This window comes from Neobacillus bataviensis (assembly GCF_019969725.1).
This window is the reverse complement of the sequence record NZ_JAHXYW010000002.1, coordinates 541,656-558,080: the sequence shown is the minus strand read 5'-3', so window position 1 is coordinate 558,080 and position 16,425 is coordinate 541,656. Positions and strand designations below refer to the sequence as shown.

At 39.3% G+C, this 16,425-nt stretch carries 18 protein-coding genes; 10 read left to right on the top strand and 8 right to left on the bottom strand.

Going from position 1 to position 16,425, the window contains the following annotated elements; genetic code table 11:
• Positions 1 to 378: 378 nt before the first annotated feature.
• The 5 genes from LC455_RS07510 to LC455_RS07490 all read right to left on the bottom strand — a co-directional run bounded on the left by LC455_RS07510 (position 379) and on the right by LC455_RS07490 (position 6,378).
• On the bottom strand, positions 379 to 2,928 hold the full coding sequence (locus LC455_RS07510; RefSeq protein WP_223589516.1) for a beta-galactosidase: 2,550 nt from the start codon (positions 2,926 to 2,928) through the stop codon (positions 379 to 381).
• A 46-nt stretch (positions 2,929 to 2,974) separates the two neighbouring features.
• Positions 2,975 to 3,142, bottom strand: a complete 168-nt coding sequence (locus tag LC455_RS07505) for a DUF6903 family protein (protein ID WP_223589515.1) — start codon at positions 3,140 to 3,142, stop codon at positions 2,975 to 2,977.
• 36 nt (positions 3,143 to 3,178) lie between these two features.
• Positions 3,179 to 4,060, bottom strand: a complete 882-nt coding sequence (locus LC455_RS07500; protein WP_223589513.1) for a carbohydrate ABC transporter permease — start codon at positions 4,058 to 4,060, stop codon at positions 3,179 to 3,181.
• 15 nt (positions 4,061 to 4,075) lie between these two features.
• Positions 4,076 to 4,966, bottom strand: a complete 891-nt coding sequence (locus tag LC455_RS07495) for a carbohydrate ABC transporter permease (protein ID WP_223589512.1) — start codon at positions 4,964 to 4,966, stop codon at positions 4,076 to 4,078.
• A 65-nt stretch (positions 4,967 to 5,031) separates the two neighbouring features.
• Entirely contained in the window at positions 5,032 to 6,378 is a 1,347-nt protein-coding gene (locus tag LC455_RS07490; protein WP_317851422.1) for a carbohydrate ABC transporter substrate-binding protein, read from the bottom strand.
• 172 nt (positions 6,379 to 6,550) lie between these two features.
• Here LC455_RS07490 and LC455_RS07485 point away from each other — a divergent pair, with 172 nt between their 5' ends.
• On the top strand, positions 6,551 to 7,444 hold the full coding sequence (locus tag LC455_RS07485) for an AraC family transcriptional regulator (RefSeq protein WP_223589508.1): 894 nt from the start codon (positions 6,551 to 6,553) through the stop codon (positions 7,442 to 7,444).
• Positions 7,445 to 7,504: 60 nt separating this feature from the next.
• Entirely contained in the window at positions 7,505 to 8,008 is a 504-nt protein-coding gene (locus tag LC455_RS07480; protein ID WP_223589506.1) for a hypothetical protein, read from the top strand.
• 47 nt (positions 8,009 to 8,055) lie between these two features.
• On the opposite strand, the gene LC455_RS07475 is transcribed toward LC455_RS07480, so the two are convergent.
• The 3 genes from LC455_RS07475 to LC455_RS07465 all read right to left on the bottom strand — a co-directional run bounded on the left by LC455_RS07475 (position 8,056) and on the right by LC455_RS07465 (position 10,347).
• Positions 8,056 to 8,778, bottom strand: a complete 723-nt coding sequence (locus tag LC455_RS07475; RefSeq protein WP_223589504.1) for an amino acid ABC transporter ATP-binding protein — start codon at positions 8,776 to 8,778, stop codon at positions 8,056 to 8,058.
• Positions 8,775 to 9,431, bottom strand: a complete 657-nt coding sequence (locus LC455_RS07470) for an amino acid ABC transporter permease (RefSeq protein ID WP_223589502.1) — start codon at positions 9,429 to 9,431, stop codon at positions 8,775 to 8,777. The genes LC455_RS07475 and LC455_RS07470 overlap by 4 nt, the downstream gene beginning before the upstream one ends.
• A 106-nt stretch (positions 9,432 to 9,537) precedes the next feature.
• Positions 9,538 to 10,347 carry a basic amino acid ABC transporter substrate-binding protein gene (locus LC455_RS07465; protein WP_223589500.1) on the bottom strand — a complete coding sequence of 270 codons (810 nt, stop codon included), beginning with the start codon at positions 10,345 to 10,347 and terminating at the stop codon, positions 9,538 to 9,540.
• A gap of 300 nt (positions 10,348 to 10,647) precedes the next feature.
• On the opposite strand from LC455_RS07465, the gene LC455_RS07460 reads away from it, so the two are divergent.
• The 8 genes from LC455_RS07460 to ilvE all read left to right on the top strand — a co-directional run bounded on the left by LC455_RS07460 (position 10,648) and on the right by ilvE (position 16,418).
• Positions 10,648 to 10,962 (top strand): hypothetical protein, encoded by a 315-nt coding sequence (locus tag LC455_RS07460; RefSeq protein ID WP_223589498.1) that lies wholly within the window; start codon positions 10,648 to 10,650, stop codon positions 10,960 to 10,962.
• Between the two features lie 160 nt (positions 10,963 to 11,122).
• Positions 11,123 to 11,260: a hypothetical protein gene (locus LC455_RS07455; protein WP_223589496.1), complete on the top strand. Its 138-nt coding sequence runs from the start codon at positions 11,123 to 11,125 to the stop codon at positions 11,258 to 11,260.
• Positions 11,254 to 11,442: a Fur-regulated basic protein FbpA gene (gene fbpA, locus LC455_RS31880; RefSeq protein ID WP_369075752.1), complete on the top strand. Its 189-nt coding sequence runs from the start codon at positions 11,254 to 11,256 to the stop codon at positions 11,440 to 11,442. Before LC455_RS07455 ends, fbpA begins: the two co-directional genes overlap by 7 nt.
• A gap of 141 nt (positions 11,443 to 11,583) precedes the next feature.
• On the top strand, positions 11,584 to 11,919 hold the full coding sequence (locus LC455_RS07445) for a MerR family transcriptional regulator (protein WP_223589493.1): 336 nt from the start codon (positions 11,584 to 11,586) through the stop codon (positions 11,917 to 11,919).
• 142 nt (positions 11,920 to 12,061) lie between these two features.
• Positions 12,062 to 13,321, top strand: coding sequence for an ammonium transporter (locus tag LC455_RS07440; protein ID WP_223589491.1), 1,260 nt, complete (start codon positions 12,062 to 12,064; stop codon positions 13,319 to 13,321).
• A 76-nt stretch (positions 13,322 to 13,397) separates the two neighbouring features.
• Positions 13,398 to 14,369 (top strand): DUF294 nucleotidyltransferase-like domain-containing protein, encoded by a 972-nt coding sequence (locus LC455_RS07435; protein WP_223589489.1) that lies wholly within the window; start codon positions 13,398 to 13,400, stop codon positions 14,367 to 14,369.
• Between the two features lie 8 nt (positions 14,370 to 14,377).
• Positions 14,378 to 15,106, top strand: coding sequence for an exonuclease domain-containing protein (locus LC455_RS07430; RefSeq protein ID WP_263297721.1), 729 nt, complete (start codon positions 14,378 to 14,380; stop codon positions 15,104 to 15,106).
• 403 nt (positions 15,107 to 15,509) lie between these two features.
• Positions 15,510 to 16,418: a branched-chain-amino-acid transaminase gene (gene ilvE, locus LC455_RS07425; RefSeq protein WP_223589486.1), complete on the top strand. Its 909-nt coding sequence runs from the start codon at positions 15,510 to 15,512 to the stop codon at positions 16,416 to 16,418.
• The last annotated feature ends 7 nt before the right edge of the window (positions 16,419 to 16,425 follow it).

Below are 16,425 nucleotides of genomic sequence, written 5' to 3'. Positions count from 1 at the left end.
GTCTGAAAAATTCCACCAGAAGAACACACCCTCGACATCTTTCTTAACATGGCTCTACCATTGGAAAATTATTCAATTATTTCTGTAAGCTAGTTAATCTACAAATGGGGGACCCTTTTACATAGCTCAGTAATCACTATTTTTTTAGTTGCTATCAATTTTTTAGTATGGATTTAAATATTTTCTTCATTGTCCAGTGAATTGGTTCGTAAATTGGAAAAAGCCACAATGATTTCAAAGTGAGGTCACTGCAGCTTTTATTGTAAGCCTTTTATTAAACCGACAAACTATGATTATAATTGTCTATCAGATATTGATAGACCCTGATAAAACATTTAAAAACTACCAAGATCTTATTACGCAAGAACTTCTTATTTTTTACTCTACAAATGGTATATATGAGTGAATAGCCACCTGATCTGGCCTCATGCCTTCTTCATCAAAAATGACAACTTCATTATGTTGAGTTAAAAAGGATGCCGGAATCTTATATTCCTCCTGCGGGCCAATGTTCCAGTACCGTCCTAAACAATGGCCATTTACCCAAAAACAGCCTTTACTCATACCATCCAACCGAATTTTTACAATCGGACCGTTTTCTGGATTCCAGTCAAAAGAACTTTTATACCAGCGTGGAGAAATGGTTTGTGGATCCACAACTGTCCATTCCTTTTCCTCTTGAAGCTGAGCAAATGATTTTGTTTTCCAATTACGGATTTGCTCCTTTTCATTAAACAAATAAAGATCAAACCGGCGAATACTAGAAAGATTTTGAGCATCTAAATCAATTACGTTCTCCCCCTGCTTTAAAGCATCGCTGATATCTGCAATCCCATAAACAGCATTGCCCCTAGACCAAGCTGTTTGACTTTCCATCAACATTTTTACGGACCTTCCATTCACCTTAACTCGTGAAACTCCCTCACCAACAAGGATTGCACAATCATAGCCGTTATTGAAGAAGGATTTCAAAAAACCAATACGCCCTTCAATTTTTGGGATGTTGGTTAAATGATGAGGTACACCGCACCCTTCAACTTGCCAACCTTCCCGTATTGATAGATACTTTCCATTAAGAGCAGGGGCTTCACTCATCCCTTTTGGTTCGCCGAGTGCTTGGGTAAAATTGAATCTCCCCATATTCTGGACAAGGCATGTTAATGTATTTTTCCCTTTCTTAACAGGAAGCTCAATAGCTGCAGCCCCAATCATGCTAAGCTTGCCGACATATTGATCATTACAGAAGACCAAAACGGGATCCTCGATTCTTGTAAAAACAATCGTCGTCTCCTTCGTTTCCTCAGCATAAAATTCACTTTCATAACCTAAATACCCGCTAAACTGTCCGAAGCTGCTAAAATCAAGCGGTTTGTCAGCCTCTTTCACATTTCCGCTTAAAAAACAAAGCTTTTCGTCTGCTTTTTCCCATTGTAAAGGATGAATTGCCGAGCTCTTTTCCAAATGAGGAACTGCTTTTTCTAAAGATTTTCTTGAAACCACTTCAATCGAAAAGCTGGTACCATCTTCAAAGGAAAGCTGAACGGTTTGCGGCTGGTTTCCATGGAATAAACGAAACGTAACCAGGTCATTTTCACTGATTTCAAAACGATTCGGCATTGGACAATGAACTTCAGCCTTTCTATTAAGCTGTAATTTCAAAAATGAACGCTGTCCTTCCTCATGATAAATGACCGCCTTATCGGTATCGAACCCGGTCGTCTGACCAGTGAGTGTCACAATAGAAAAGCTGTTTCCTACGTCCACATGACGGACAAGCGGTAAAACCGCATTTGCCTCAATCGTAAACGAAACCGTTTCACCATCAAGTAAAGCCTGAGATTGAACTCGCTCCTGTCTATGATTCTCGATAAATATTACTTCACCATAAGGACTGACGACCCGCTGAGATTTTAGATAACTAGGAAGTTTTAAATCCGTCCCCCTTTGATCTGCATTGGTTAATACAGGTTCGAGCCACTTTGTAAATGAATGAAACCTTTTTAAAACTTCATATTTTCTTGTTGGCTGTAAATATTCATCAATCGCAACATCATAATCGTACGATGTGGTCGAAAAAGTCTGTTCTCCAACGGTTCTGCCGCCCCAATGATCAAAATTGGTGCCGCCAAAATACATGTAATAATTGATCACAGAGAATCCATTAATTAAGAGCTGGTAACACTCACGTTCAAGCTGCTCAGGTGTTTTTTGATTCGCTTTATTTCCGCCCCATTGTTCAAACCAGCCGATCCAAAACTCCATAACTCCTTTCGGCTGATCGCCAAACCGCTCATCTAAAATCTCTGCCGCATGTTCGGCACCTGACCAAAAATTGCGGAACTCCACAGCACCATCAACGGCTCCGTAGCAGGTAACAAATGGTACTTCAATGCCTCTTGCCATCATACCGTCCCGTAGGTATTCCATATACGTTTTATCTGGTTTTCCATAAGCCTGGAACTCGTTTTCTATTTGGACCATGATGACGGTCCCATTTTTCGTCAATTGAAATTCATCAATGATGGGTATAACCTGATCAAAATATTTATCTACATATTGTAAATAGACAGGGTCGGCGGAACGATATTGAATTCCCTTTTTCGTAGAAAGCCACCAAGGAAATCCGCCAAAATCCCATTCTGCACAAATATATGGGCCCGGTCTTGCAATCACATACAAACCTTTGTCAGCACATAACTGAAAAAAATGCACTAAATCCTTGTCGTCGGAGAAATCCCATTCGCCTTCATTCATTTCATGAAAATTCCACGGTATGTACGTTTCAATTGTATTGCAGCCCCCTGCTTTTGCCTTGTCTAAGACTTCGCTCCACTCCGCTTTTGGAAGACGGAAATAGTGGATGGCAGCTGAAAGGATAAAGATTCTTTTGTTATGAATCTTCCAGCTTTTTTTATCATAGGTAATCATCTAAACGCCTCCACAATCTTATAATCCATTGATATCGAGTCCTTTTTTACACATATTTTCGATTGTAATCATATAGCAGCCCTAAGAGACCGGCTAATCCGAGTAACATCAAGCCCAGTTCAAGTTTACCCACTGTCTTTTGGCCAATTAAAACCAATGAGAGACAAATGATTAAAACGACGAGCTTTAGGATCACGACTATAGTAGCTTTCATGGATAAGTCCTCCGATCGGATTTCTCTAGGCGGCTGTTAGTCCTTCAATCCGCCAAGGGTCATTCCTTGTGTTAATTTCTTTTGTACCATGACATATAAAATCAAAGTGGGGAGCATGACGAGTACCATACCCGCATACATTTGGCCGTAATTAGCGGCAGACTTTTGAGCCGCCATTAAGTTCATCAGCCCCACAGGCAATGTCTTATTCGGACCTGGAATTAAGGTTAGAGCAATAATATATTCATTCCAAAAGGCTAGAAAATTAAATAAAATAACAGCTATAATACTGGGACGGGCCATAGGAATCATAATCGAAATCATAGTCTTAAAATATCCAGCGCCGTCGACGAGCGCCGCTTCCTCATAAGTGGAAGGCAGTGATTGAAAATAGCTGGACAGCAAATAAATGGTGAAAGGCAGTGCCGTCGAGGCATAAACAACAGCTAAAATAAATAAATTGTCCAGCAGGAATCCATCGCCAAATTGTCCCCTTAAGAAGGTATCCCCATCTAACAACAGTAGGAATATCGGAACAACAATATAGTTTACATTGATAAATAATCCTGCTTTAAACAAGCCATTCATAAATAGACTGCCTTTAAAGTTGTATCTGGCAAGCACATAGGCCGCTGGCAGGGCAACAGCCAATAATATGAGCAGCGCCAAAGCAGTCACGAGGACGGAGTTTAACATATAGGTACCCATGTTTGCCTTTTGAAAAGCATCAATGAAATTTTGAAAATAGAAACCTTTTGGCATGGCCCATGGGCTTCCGTAAAATTCCGAGTTTTGCTTCACTGAAGCTAAGAAAACCCATGCTACAGGGATAATGATAGAGACGGCTAATGTAATGAGAGCAACGTAGATAAATATACGGTAAACTGTTTCAGCACTCATTCCTTTTTGTGATTTCATCGTTCATGGACCTCCTTAATACTCCAACACTTCCCGTTTGGTGACAAAGCTGACGATTGCAGATAAGGCGAATGAGAATAGAAAGATCACCACGCCAATCGCCATGCCATAACCATAGGAAGAATTGGTATAAGCCTGCTTATACATATAGCTTAAAAAGACTTCCGTCGCTCCGTCAGGCCCGCCGCCCGTCATCGCTTGGACGAGTAGAAAACTTAAATTAATCGTACTAATTATGAAGAAGGTTAACGTTGTCCGGATGTTATTCCAAATTAACGGCAGGGTAATACTAAAAAATTGCCTGATCCTTCCCGCTCCTTCCAAGGCAGAAGCCTCATAAAAACTTTCCGGAATACTGGCCATACTTGACATGTACATGACCATATAATAGCCAATTGCCTGCCAGACGAGCGCACCGCCGATGCTGTAAATAGCAATTTTTTGATTGCCGAGCCACATTTTTTGCAAGTGCTCCAGATTAAATAATGCAAGTAAATTATTCAACAAACCTGTGGTCGGATCATAAATCGCAGAGAAAATACCAGCAATGACCACCACCGATAAGATATTAGGGATATAGAAAATAATTCGGAAAAAACTGTTGCCTCTCATCTTTTCTCTCGTTAACAAAGTGGCAAACAAGATGGCCGCCACCATGGTGAGGAGTGTAACGATTACAATCAATACAATACTATTTTGAAGGGATCGGAAGAAGTTCATATCATTCCACAGAATTTTGAAGTTATCGAGCCCGACAAATACCTTATTATTAGAAAATCCGCCCCACTTATATAAAGACATCCTGAACACCTGAATCGTAGGAATAATCATAAAAATGGTTAACAAAATCAGTGCAGGTACCGTACAAATAAAAATAAAAATCCTTTTTTCTGTCGTTTTATTCATGACTATCACCTCGATTAATAAATATAACGGTGAGGAAGATTTCTCACCGTTATACTAGTGAATTATTATTTTAATGCTGACCGTAATTTGTCACTCACCTTTTCAACGGCTTTTTGCCAATCTTTTACCTTCTTATCTCCAGAAACAATACTGTCGACCGATCTGAATAATGTATCTGCCATGCTGACACCCTCAACAGCTTCTGTTGCGGCAAATCCACCCATACCTGCCTTTGCTCCGGAATCATAAATACTATAGAATAGTTTATTGTCACCCGTCAGTTTTTCAGAAATCCCTTCTATTGGCTGAATCGCACCAGCTTCTGCAAATATTTCAGCTGCTTTATCCGAATACACAAACGTTAAGAAATCCTTTGCTGCGTCTTTATTTTTCGCTTGTGCTGGCACCCACATTTGTTCAAAGAACGTAAAGGCATAACGGTCACCGCCATCTTCAATAGCCGGCAACGCTGTCATTCCCCATTCAAAGCCATCAGCTCTTGGGGCATCTTTCATTTCGCCCACGACCCACGTACCATTTGGCATAAACAGTGCTTTATTATCGAGAATCAATTGCTGGTTTTTCGTAAAGTCTTTGTCATTCGCATTGGCAACGGTTGTTGGCGCCGTGTATTTCGCTAATTTACCGACAATCTCAAAGACTTTCGTTGCTCCTGGTGATTCCCAAATGCCATCTTCATATTTCATTGCTTTATTGTAGAAATCAGGTCCTCCCACTTCTAATAGTAAAGAATAGAAGAAGGCATCAAAGTAACCTGTCGTCGGATACGTAAATAAAGAGATTCCTTCTGCTTTTGCTTTATCACCTAATGCCCACATCTCATCCCATGTCTTTGGTACTTCCCAGCCTTTTTCTTTTAATAAGGCAGCATTATAGAATAACCCTGTTGGACTATAGAACATCGGTGCCATATACGTTTTTCCATCATTATATGGATTAGTGGCGAGTGTATCAGTGAAACCTGGTACCAGCTTATCCTTTACTTTGAAATCCTCACCAAAAACATTTTTATCCAAAACATCTGTAATGTTTTCTAATGCTTTATCTTTAATCAATGTTTCGGTCAGCGCCAGTTTTCTTCCAGTTGCCAATAACACTACATCAGGATAGTTGCCCGCTTTCATATTCGGGCTGATGACTTCTTCAAGATTTTTATCTGCCGTCAACTCAACCTTAACATTCGGATTAGCCTCTTCATAGGCTTGTGCCACTTTGGTCCACATATCTTTCCCATAAGCTGATTCAAGTGCTGCAATGTGAAGAGTTTGGTTCTTACTTGAATCTTTACCGTCCTTCGAGTCATCCACCTTTGAGGTTTCACTACTCTGACAAGCTATTAAACTAAGAGATAATAACGCTGTCATTCCTGACAAAAAAAGCTTCTTTTTCATCTTCATCTTGACCCTCCTTTTTCTATTCCCTTTATGGGTAAATTATACGAGAGGTAAAAACGCTTTCACAATAAACATCTTGTTCTGTTTTTTAGATATCTTGTTTTCCGTTGTAATAATTCACTAAAATATCTATAATATGGAGAAAAGTGTCTATGAAGGAGGGGTTTATTTGTCCAATGAGGTTTATGAAGTTCCAAATTCAGAACGAGGCCATCTTCCTATCAAACTTCTCTATGTAACAAAAGCAAAATTTGATAAAGATTGGCATAGTACAAATCATACTCATCACTTTACAGAAATTTTGTATATTACCAAGGGGAGAGGAACTTTTATCTATTCAAAAGAGGAAGTCCCCATCAAAGAGCATGATTTAATTGTGATTAATCCGAATATCGAGCACACCGAAAAATCCGGCCCCGATTACCCGCTCGAATATATTGCACTTGGTATCCAGGGCCTCGCTTTTTCATCCCCAGATGACCCTGGGATACAGGCCACTTTTTTTAATTATAAAGAGGAGCATAAGGCCTATCTCTTTTACCTCCAGCAATTGATGGAGGAAGTGGAAAATCAAAAGGAAGATTATGAGTTGATCATCCAGAATATTTTAGAAATCCTACTACTTAAAATGATGAGAAAAAAGACTTTTAACCTTGAGAAGACCTCTTCTGAAAAGATTAGTAAAGATGTGGCATTCATCAAAAATTATATTAAGCAGCATTTTCGTGAAGAGATTAATTTATCTACTCTTGCAGAGGTTGGTCATATCAATAAATACTACCTTTCCCACTCCTTCAAGAAAGCATTCGGCGTTTCACCGATTGAATATTTAATTCAAATCCGTATCCGGGAAAGTAAGATTTTGTTAGAAACTACTAATTACCCAATTTCTAGTATATCAGCCATTACCGGCTTTTCTTCTCAGTCATTCTTTGCACAATCCTTTAAACGTGTAACAGATCTATCACCTTCACAATACCGGAATGCCAAAAATTCCAAGAAAAACAAAACTAGAAAATCAAAAGCAACAAATGAAAAAGTGATGCAAATAACGTCACAATAGACTTCCTTTCTTATCAACCTTCCAAGTATAATTAGGCCAAAGACTAAAGGAGAAAAAACTTTGGATAAGGACCAAGCAATTTTATTATCAAATTATATTGAACAATCAAATTCATCCATCTACGAAATTAGAAAACTTGATACGGTCAGCGGCACCCTTCCAAAGTTCCACCAGTGGACAAACGGAAAGAAAACGTTAGCTGCCTATGAGGTGACTCGTCCAGAAACCGACACTAGTTATTATTTTGTCTTTATTGATTGGCATCGCAATGATATTTATTATTTGGTGATTTATGCCCATGATAAATCAACGACAGTAGCCGAACTTCGCCAAGTTCAGGATATAGACGGTTCCCCGCACATTATTTGGATGTACAAACCGTTTAAACGTGACGGAAAAAACGATCAGCGGAAAGCTTATTTTAAGCAAATGTTTGGCTCCACTACCGTACAAATCAAACTCCCCGCATCAGTGGAAGAAGTAGACGGGTTTTATGATCAACTTTTTCGTTTATGCCAAAACCGAATAAAAGCGGACCAAATCGTTGACGTTTTTGACTTTTAATGTCAAGCCCATAAGAAAAAGTGAGGCTGCTTCAGCCTCACTTTTTCTTATAATACTTTACTCAAAAATGACTTGGTCCGGTCTTCTTTCGGATTTTCGAATAATTCCTTTGGAACGTTTTCTTCAACGACAACTCCACCGTCCATAAAAATGACGCGGTCTCCCACTTCTTTTGCAAAGCCCATTTCATGTGTGACAACGACCATCGTCATACCTTCTTTGGCCAATTGCTTCATAACCTCTAATACCTCACCGACCATTTCCGGGTCAAGCGCGGAGGTTGGTTCATCAAAAAGCATAATCTTTGGTTCCATCGCAAGCGCCCTGGCAATCGCCACACGCTGCTTTTGTCCACCTGATAAAGAATCCGGATAGGCCTCTGCTTTTTCTTCTAAGCCAACTTTTCTTAAAAGCTCCAAACCTTTTGCCTTCGCTTTTTCTGCCGGCACATTTCTTACCTTCATTGGAGCCAGCATAATATTTTCAATTACCGTTTTATGAGGGAACAGGTTAAATTGCTGGAATACCATGCCCACTTCTGTCCGCACTTTGTTGATATCCGTCTTTTTATCGGTCAAATCGATTCCTTCAATATAGACATGGCCGCCCGTAATCGTCTCAAGCATATTTAAGCAGCGCAGAAATGTTGATTTTCCAGAACCTGAAGGTCCAATCACCACCACTACCTCTTGCGGCTTGACGGTAACATTAATATCTTTGAGAACTTCATTGCTTCCAAATGACTTTTTTAATTTTTCTACTTTTATCATTCGGTTGCCAGCCTCCTTTCCAGACGCGTTAACAGAAAGCTTAAAGAAAGAGTTAATACTAGATAAATAATCGCCGCCGTTACATACGGCTCCCAGACACGAAAATATTGCCCTTGCATCGCTTTCCCCCAATACATTAGCTCTGGGGCGGCAACGATTGATGCCAGCGATGATTCTTTAATTAACACGACAAATTCATTTCCCAGTGGAGGAATCATTCGTTTAACTGCCTGCGGCAGGATCACATGGCGCATAGCTTGTACATGATTCATCCCGAGTGAGCGGGCTGCTTCCATTTGCCCCCGATCAATCGATTGGATACCGGCGCGGAAAATTTCAGCGATATAGGCTGCTGCATTTAAAGAAAGGGTTACAATAGCCGCCGCAATCGCGTTTGTTTCCCCTAGAAAAAGGGGAACAACTGCAAAGTGTATTAATAAAATTTGTACTAGTAATGGCGTCCCCCTAAAAAAGGTAACGTACACACTAAACGGTAATGCGAGAAGCTTATTTCGCATCATTTTCCCTAATCCAATAAACAAGCCTAGTATAGTTCCTATTAAAATACTTGCAATTGAAAGTCCTATCGTTAATAACGTTCCTTTAAGAAAAAATGGAGCATATTCAGCTAAAATGTCCCATCTAATATCCATCTAACATCCCCCTGCCTATTCATCATGAAGCCTGTTTCCGCAATATAACCAAAAATTGCGTAACTGCTATTAATTGAGTTACGCAATTTCCTGTTCTTAACGGTTCTTATTCTTTTGGTAATTTACTTACATCTGGATCCACTTTAAACCACTTCTTGTAAATTTTTGCATACTCCCCATTTTCCATAAGGGTATTAATCGCTTTATCCAAATCTGCTTTCAGCTTGCTTCCTTTTGGCAGCATTAGTCCGTAAAACTCCTGTGCAAAAGCAGTAGAATCTTCAATGACAACAAAGTTATCTTTTGGATTGTTTAAAACGTATTGTTCAATAACAGTGTTATCGGCAACAACTGCATCCGCTCCGCCGCTTTTTAATTCTTGAATCGCAAGATTGTTATTTTCAAATTTTTTGATTTTCTCATTATTTTTACCAAGAAGGCCTTCAACCGCTTCCTGACCTGTCGTTGCATTTTGAACAGCAATTGTTTTATTGTTTTTCAAATCTGCCCCGCTCTTAATATCGCTGTCTTTTGGAACAAGAATCTTGTTGGTTGATAGGAAATAAGGTCTTGTAAAATCATATGATTGCTTTCTTTCATCGTTAATGGTGATGGCAGACATACCGATATCAGCTGTTTTCTTGTCTAATTCCACAAATAAAGGATCCCAGCCTACATTCTCAATCTTAATTTTTATTCCAGCTTCCTTGGCAACTGCATTCATAAAATCAACATCAAACCCGACTACTTTCCCTTTATCTAAGTATTCAAATGGCGCATAAGCTGCATCTGTTACGACCTTTAGCGTTTTATCATCGGAACCGCTGCCTCCAGTCGTTTTGCTCGTCCCGCACGCAGAAAGAATAAAAACAAATGCTGCTATTAATACAGTAGAAATAACTTTCATTTTTTTCATTTCTTGACCTCCTAAATATTTTTTTATAAAAATAATTTTACCAAACATTAATAATATTTTGAATAAAAATAAATATTATTTTTTATGGATTTTTATTCAACTTTTTAATTTATTACTATATTAATAGGCTAAAGTAAAATAATCAACATAATATCCTAGAAAAAATATTATCACTTTTTTCCTTTTCTGTTAGTTCAGTCTGGGAGAAATTGTTTTAAGGGCGATATAGGCATTCGCCGTCTCTCTCCGCGAATAACTACATAACTTATAGGGTATCTATTACAAAAGGAGAGTTGCCTGATGAATCAATACGGTTATTACCAAGCCCCTCAAACCCCAATTGACTATAACTCTTACGGACAATTTAACCCGTATACACAAGCGTTGCCTTACTCACAACCAGAGTATTATGATTATGAACATTATGAACATTATGAACCTGATAGACAACCTCAGCAAATAGAGCGCCGCCTCAATCAACTTGAAAGGCAAAATGAGCGCCAAGAGAGAGAAATCAACCAGCTTCAACGCCGGCTGCAGCGCGTTAATCAACGGCTTCGTGTCTTGGAAAGAAGATTTAACATTCCATTTACACCTTTTGATGGAGAATTCTAAAAAATACAGAACTGGGCAATTGCCTGGTTCTTTTTTGTGAGAATCACTTTCAAAACCAACCTATAGTGGAAAAAGGTTGTTAATTTATCTAACAGATTCGCTGACAAACTGCAAAAATTCAGCTAACTTTTCATTATAAACTATTGAAAGGGAGATTATTATGTATCAAAAGAATGACATTCAATTAGCTGAAAAAATACTTAAATTAGATCAATTAAGAGATGAGCTGTATGAAGAATTAATGAAAACACTTGGCTCTAGAGCAAATGAACTTTTAAGAACACTCCAAAATTGCTAATAAAGGAGAGGAAAAGGTTGGGAAAACATTTCAGGGATGGAATAGAGAAGCTGCGGACTTTTTATATTAAAAGACTGTTAGAATCAGGTACCCTTCAATCCACTGACCCTAAACTTACCTCTCTTACAATAAGTGAACTGAAGGGTATTTACAAAAAAGCTTTTTCCCCTGACAACAAATAAAAATCAACTCCCTCATGATATATTTTTTCAAAATTTAATCATTTTTGTTCCAAATCCCCATCTCATGTGAGAAAATATAACATAAAATATCTTGTACGTAACAGTTTTATAGAATGCTAATATTGTGTGGTGATAGAAGTCATGGGAAATGACATGTCCTATAAAGATAAAAAGGTTATTACCATAGGGGTCGTCAGGGACCTGACCGGTCTTTCCGAACGTCAAATTCGCTATTACGAGGAAAGAAAATTGATTTTCCCTGAAAGAACACCAGGCGGCAGCCGAAAATACTCCTTTGCCGACGTAGAGCTGTTGGTGGAAATCGCCAACAAAATTGAAGACGGCGTCCAGACACATGAAATCCGAAAGGAAATGCTGCGCGCCCAAAAGAAACAAAACCAAGAAGATGTCAGAAGAAAGATGATCCAAGGGCAACTAAACGCCCAGTTTGGATTACGAAAAGGACCTACTTCCTAACAGAAGTTGGTTCTTTTTTTGGTAAAAGCAAAAACCATGTGAGGTATTCTAACAAACTTATAGAAACATCATCCACATCCATGTAAAAATACAACTACACCGAATGTTAAGAAAATTAACATAGTTAAAAGGAGGAGCATTAATGGATACAATATTCTTGATGAACAGTATGTGGGTCATGTTGGGAGCTGTCCTTGTCATTTTAATGATTGGAGGGTTCATCTTATTAGAAACCGGTTCGACCCGCATGAAAAATGCCGGGCACATTGCCGGCAAAACGATCCTTACATTTGGAATTGGCTCTATTATATTTTGGGCTGTGGGCTTTGGGTTAATTTTTGGAAGCGGCAATTCCCTGATCGGCTTTTCCGATTTCTTTTACTCAGGCTATGATATCGATAGTTTATCACTCTCCGGTGCTGTTTTCTTTTTATTTCAATTAGCCTTCGCGGGCATATCACTAACGATCGCATTTGGCGGATTTGCCGAACGCGCTAAATTAGGTGCTTACCTAGTATTTGCTGTTCTTTTCTCTGTAATCGTTTATCCTCCAATCGCCCATTGGATTTGGGGCGGCGGCTGGTTGGCAGAGCATGGGAAACAAGACTTTGCCGGGTCCACCGTAGTCCATTTAACTGGAGCGATGGCAGCCCTGGCCGCAACCATTATCTTAAAACCAAGGATTGGTAAATATAATAAAGATGGATCTGCGAACAATTTAGCTGGCCATAACCAAGTGTTTACAGCATTAAGTGTATTACTTCTCTGGGTTGGTTGGTTTGGATTTAACGCCGGCAGTACTTTATCCGTTGACAAAGGCTTCTTCGGCTTCGTTGCCCTCAATACAAATTTGGCAGCCGCCGCAGGTACTGTCGCAGCAATGATAATTTCGTGGATGGTTTTAGGAAAAGCTGATGTTCCAATGATGTTAAACGGCGCGTTGGCAGGGTTAGTTGCTATTACTGCTTCTTGTGCTTTTGTTGATACCTGGGCAGCTGTCCTGATTGGTTTTATCTCAGGAATTCTTGTTTTTTACAGCATCCGCTTTTTTGAAAAAAGAAAAATAGATGATCCAATTGCTGCACTATCTGTTCACGGAACAGCTGGAGTTTGGGGAACGTTATCAACTGGCTTCTTTGCAACAAAAGAATTAGCAACCGTTGGTCAGCCAGGATTATTTTACGGCGGCGGCCTGCATCAGTTAGGTGTTCAAGCAATCGGAGTTCTTGCCTGCGGCGCTTTTGCCTTTATCGTATCATTCATTCTTCTATCCATTATGAAAGCAATTATGAACGGACTTCGCGTTTCCGAAGAAGAAGAAATCATTGGGCTGGATATGAGCGAACACGGCAGTTACGGCTACCCTGAATTAATGAAGGCAGAACAAAAACTAAATGCATAAAATTTTCATGTATCATGATTCCTGCCCCTCCGTTTTTGGGGTGGGGGTTAACTATTAAAGAAAAGCGGTGAAACGGATGGGGAACTCCAGCTACATAGAGATTAGAAATTACAGGGATAGCCGGATAGGGGAGGTTTCTCGCGACCACTTTAGGCTAAATAATCTCCATGATGAAATCATGAAACAAGTAATCGAATTAGCCGTCTGCCGAACAAAAGAAAAGTATGGTTCCCCTCCCTGTTCCTTTTCTTTTTTTGTCATGGGCAGCGCTGGCAGATCGGAACAGTCTATTTGGAGTGACCAAGACCACGGTATCATTTATCAGGAACTAAGCCCAGAAGCACAAGCCTATTTTTTGGAATTAGGAATGGAGATTACAGCAGGATTATATCAGACAGGTTACGATTACTGTGATGGCGGTGTTATGTCCAACAATCCAATGTGGTGTAAATCCATGTTCGAATGGCAGCAGCAGTTAACAAATTGGCTTCTCGACTCCTCTTTCGAATCCATACGGTATTTACTCATTTTTATCGATGGAAGATCCCTATATGGCGGGAATGAAAATATAGAAAAACTAAAATCAATCGTCTATCAAACGATCCATAAAGAACATCTTATCTCTAAGGTTTTAGGAAATACACTATACCTTAAGAAAGGCGTAAACATACTAGGAAATCTATTAATCGAAACACACGGTCCATATGCCGGTTCTCTCAATCTAAAAGAAGCAGGACTCTTTCCATATGTTAATGCTGTACGACTTTTAGCTATTAAAGCTAATGTGACCGGGACCTCTACCCTTTCGAGACTCGAGCAGCTGAAGGAGGCAGGTCTTTCTTCCATTGAAAAGGACATATACAAAACGCTGTTTTTAAGGTTACTAAACTACCGGCTTTTATATGGAAATCACACTGACTATAAATCTGGACATTTTTTACCCATCCAAATCCTCAGCAAAGAACAAAATAAAGAGTTAAAAACCATTATTAGAAACGGGGCCGCCTTCTTTCGATTAGTAAGAAGATTAATAGAAAAGGATGATTAAAAGTGGGAATGAATGAGATGTTCCAATTTTTTCGGCAAATTTCTGGAAAGCTCAATTTGAATATTTATGCAGGAATACAAGGACAATCTACTCCTCAACAGATGGCCTTTATCAGGAATCTGCAAAAAGAAATGAGACAAAAAAACACTCTAGACTCCCCGCTTAACGAATTAAAAGTAGTTGTGTTCGATATAGAAACAACAGGATTTTACCCTGAAAAAGGGGATTACGTTCTATCTATCGGCGCCATTAAAATGAAGGGGCCGCATATCGAGACCGCAGAAACGTTTTATTCACTGATAAAATCAGAGCAATCACTATCTGATGAAATTGCCGCCTTAACCAATCTGAGTGAAGAAGAATTGCGAAATGCGCCGACTGCTGCAGAAGTATTAATGCAGTTTTTCAAATTCGTTGACGGAGCTATCCTAGTTGCCCATCACGCCAACCATGAACAGATCTTTATGAAAAAAATAACCTGGGACTTTTTACGAACCAAATTTAATCATCGCATCATTGATACCTCATTTTTAATCCGTCTATCGGATACTTATTTGAAATCAATGCCGCTTGAAGACGTATGCGGCATTTGCGGAATTCAGATTAAGGATCGGCACCATGCGCTGGGAGATGCCGCTATGACTGCACAAGTTTGGCGATATTATCTAGAGATAGCTCAGAAGAAAGGTTTCGGTAATTTAAGGGAGGTGTACGAATATCTCGCAAAGCTGGAATAAGTAAAAACGCTATTTTACAGTAGTGTTTTCTGCTTAAATGGACTAAATGCTAAAAATGCAATTAATCCGAGTTTCCAACACTATCACGTTATTTCCCTCTGGTTTCCCCCCCTCCTTTCTACGGCAAAAATATTCACTTAAAAAAATTTTCAAAAAAATTTTTCCTCTCCTTTTCCTTATCATGACAAGAATGAAAACGCTAACAATTATTTTGATTAATTTGAATTGTCTGATTTTTGTATTGACCATGTTTCCGATTGGTTGTATGATTATCGTCAATAAGAATCTAATAGATAAATGATGCCTTTGTTCATCCCCTACAACAGGGATGGGGCAAGGCTATTCTTTTAAAATGAGGATTTAATCATTTAAAGCGTTTTATCATGAAAGAGGAGTGGTTAAGTTGGGAAGTCAATGGATATTCCTTGGCGGCCAGTTCGTCAAGAAAGAGGATGCTGTCGTTTCAGTATTTGACCATGGCTTTTTATATGGTGACGGAGTATTCGAAGGTATTCGCGTATATAGCGGGAACGTCTTCAGGCTCGATGCCCACCTGAAAAGGCTATATGAATCCGCTCAATCCATTATGTTGAAGATTCCATATACACAGGAGGAAATGACGGAGCTAATCGTGGAAACGATTAGAAGAAACCAGCTAGAAAGCGCCTATATACGTCTCGTTGTTTCACGCGGTAAAGGGAATCTTGGACTGGACCCTTCTTCCTGCTCTAATCCAAATGTCATCATTATCGCTGAGGAATTAACCATGTATCCAAAAGAGTTTTATGAGCATGGAATTAAAATCGCCTCTGTTGCGAGCAGAAGAAATCGCCCAGATGTACTGAGCCCACAAATTAAATCGCTGAATTACTTAAATAATATCCTTGTTAAACTGGAAGCCAATCAGGTTGGCGTTCAAGAGGCATTAATGCTAAATGATCAAGGTTATGTAACAGAAGGTTCAGCAGATAATATTTTTATTGTAAAAAATGGGGTTATCTATACTCCTCCCGTTTACTTAGGTGCATTAGAAGGCATTACACGAAATGCCATTATTGATGTTGCTAAAGCAAAAGGTTTCGAAGTGAGGGAAACTCCTTTCACACGACATGATGTTTATGTGGCCGATGAAGTTTTCTTAACTGGAACAGCAGTAGAAGTTATTGCCGTCATTGAAGTGGATCAACGAGTAATTAAAGACGGCAAGCCTGGAGAAATAACGAACCAATTATTAGAGGAATTTAGACAAATTGTCACAACCGACGGTGTGGCTTGTTATCCGACAGGCGCAAACCATGCCATCGTCAGTTAGGAGATAG

Bases quoted from the DNA above. Each gene is read 5' to 3' on its own strand.
- LC455_RS07490 (WP_317851422.1), bottom strand. From the start codon at position 6,378: ATGAAAAAGAAGCTTTTTTTGTCAGGAATGACAGCGTTATTATCTCTT.
- LC455_RS07510 (WP_223589516.1), bottom strand. From the start codon at position 2,928: ATGATTACCTATGATAAAAAAAGCTGGAAGATTCATAACAAAAGAATC.
- LC455_RS07470 (WP_223589502.1), bottom strand. From the start codon at position 9,431: ATGGATATTAGATGGGACATTTTAGCTGAATATGCTCCATTTTTTCTT.
- LC455_RS07495 (WP_223589512.1), bottom strand. From the start codon at position 4,966: ATGAATAAAACGACAGAAAAAAGGATTTTTATTTTTATTTGTACGGTA.
- LC455_RS07455 (WP_223589496.1), top strand. From the start codon at position 11,123: ATGTATCAAAAGAATGACATTCAATTAGCTGAAAAAATACTTAAATTA.
- LC455_RS07500 (WP_223589513.1), bottom strand. From the start codon at position 4,060: ATGAAATCACAAAAAGGAATGAGTGCTGAAACAGTTTACCGTATATTT.
- LC455_RS07475 (WP_223589504.1), bottom strand. From the start codon at position 8,778: ATGATAAAAGTAGAAAAATTAAAAAAGTCATTTGGAAGCAATGAAGTT.
- LC455_RS07505 (WP_223589515.1), bottom strand. From the start codon at position 3,142: ATGAAAGCTACTATAGTCGTGATCCTAAAGCTCGTCGTTTTAATCATT.
- LC455_RS07465 (WP_223589500.1), bottom strand. From the start codon at position 10,347: ATGAAAAAAATGAAAGTTATTTCTACTGTATTAATAGCAGCATTTGTT.
- LC455_RS07445 (WP_223589493.1), top strand. From the start codon at position 11,584: ATGGGAAATGACATGTCCTATAAAGATAAAAAGGTTATTACCATAGGG.
- LC455_RS07460 (WP_223589498.1), top strand. From the start codon at position 10,648: ATGAATCAATACGGTTATTACCAAGCCCCTCAAACCCCAATTGACTAT.
- LC455_RS07440 (WP_223589491.1), top strand. From the start codon at position 12,062: ATGGATACAATATTCTTGATGAACAGTATGTGGGTCATGTTGGGAGCT.
- LC455_RS07435 (WP_223589489.1), top strand. From the start codon at position 13,398: ATGGGGAACTCCAGCTACATAGAGATTAGAAATTACAGGGATAGCCGG.
- LC455_RS07430 (WP_263297721.1), top strand. From the start codon at position 14,378: ATGAATGAGATGTTCCAATTTTTTCGGCAAATTTCTGGAAAGCTCAAT.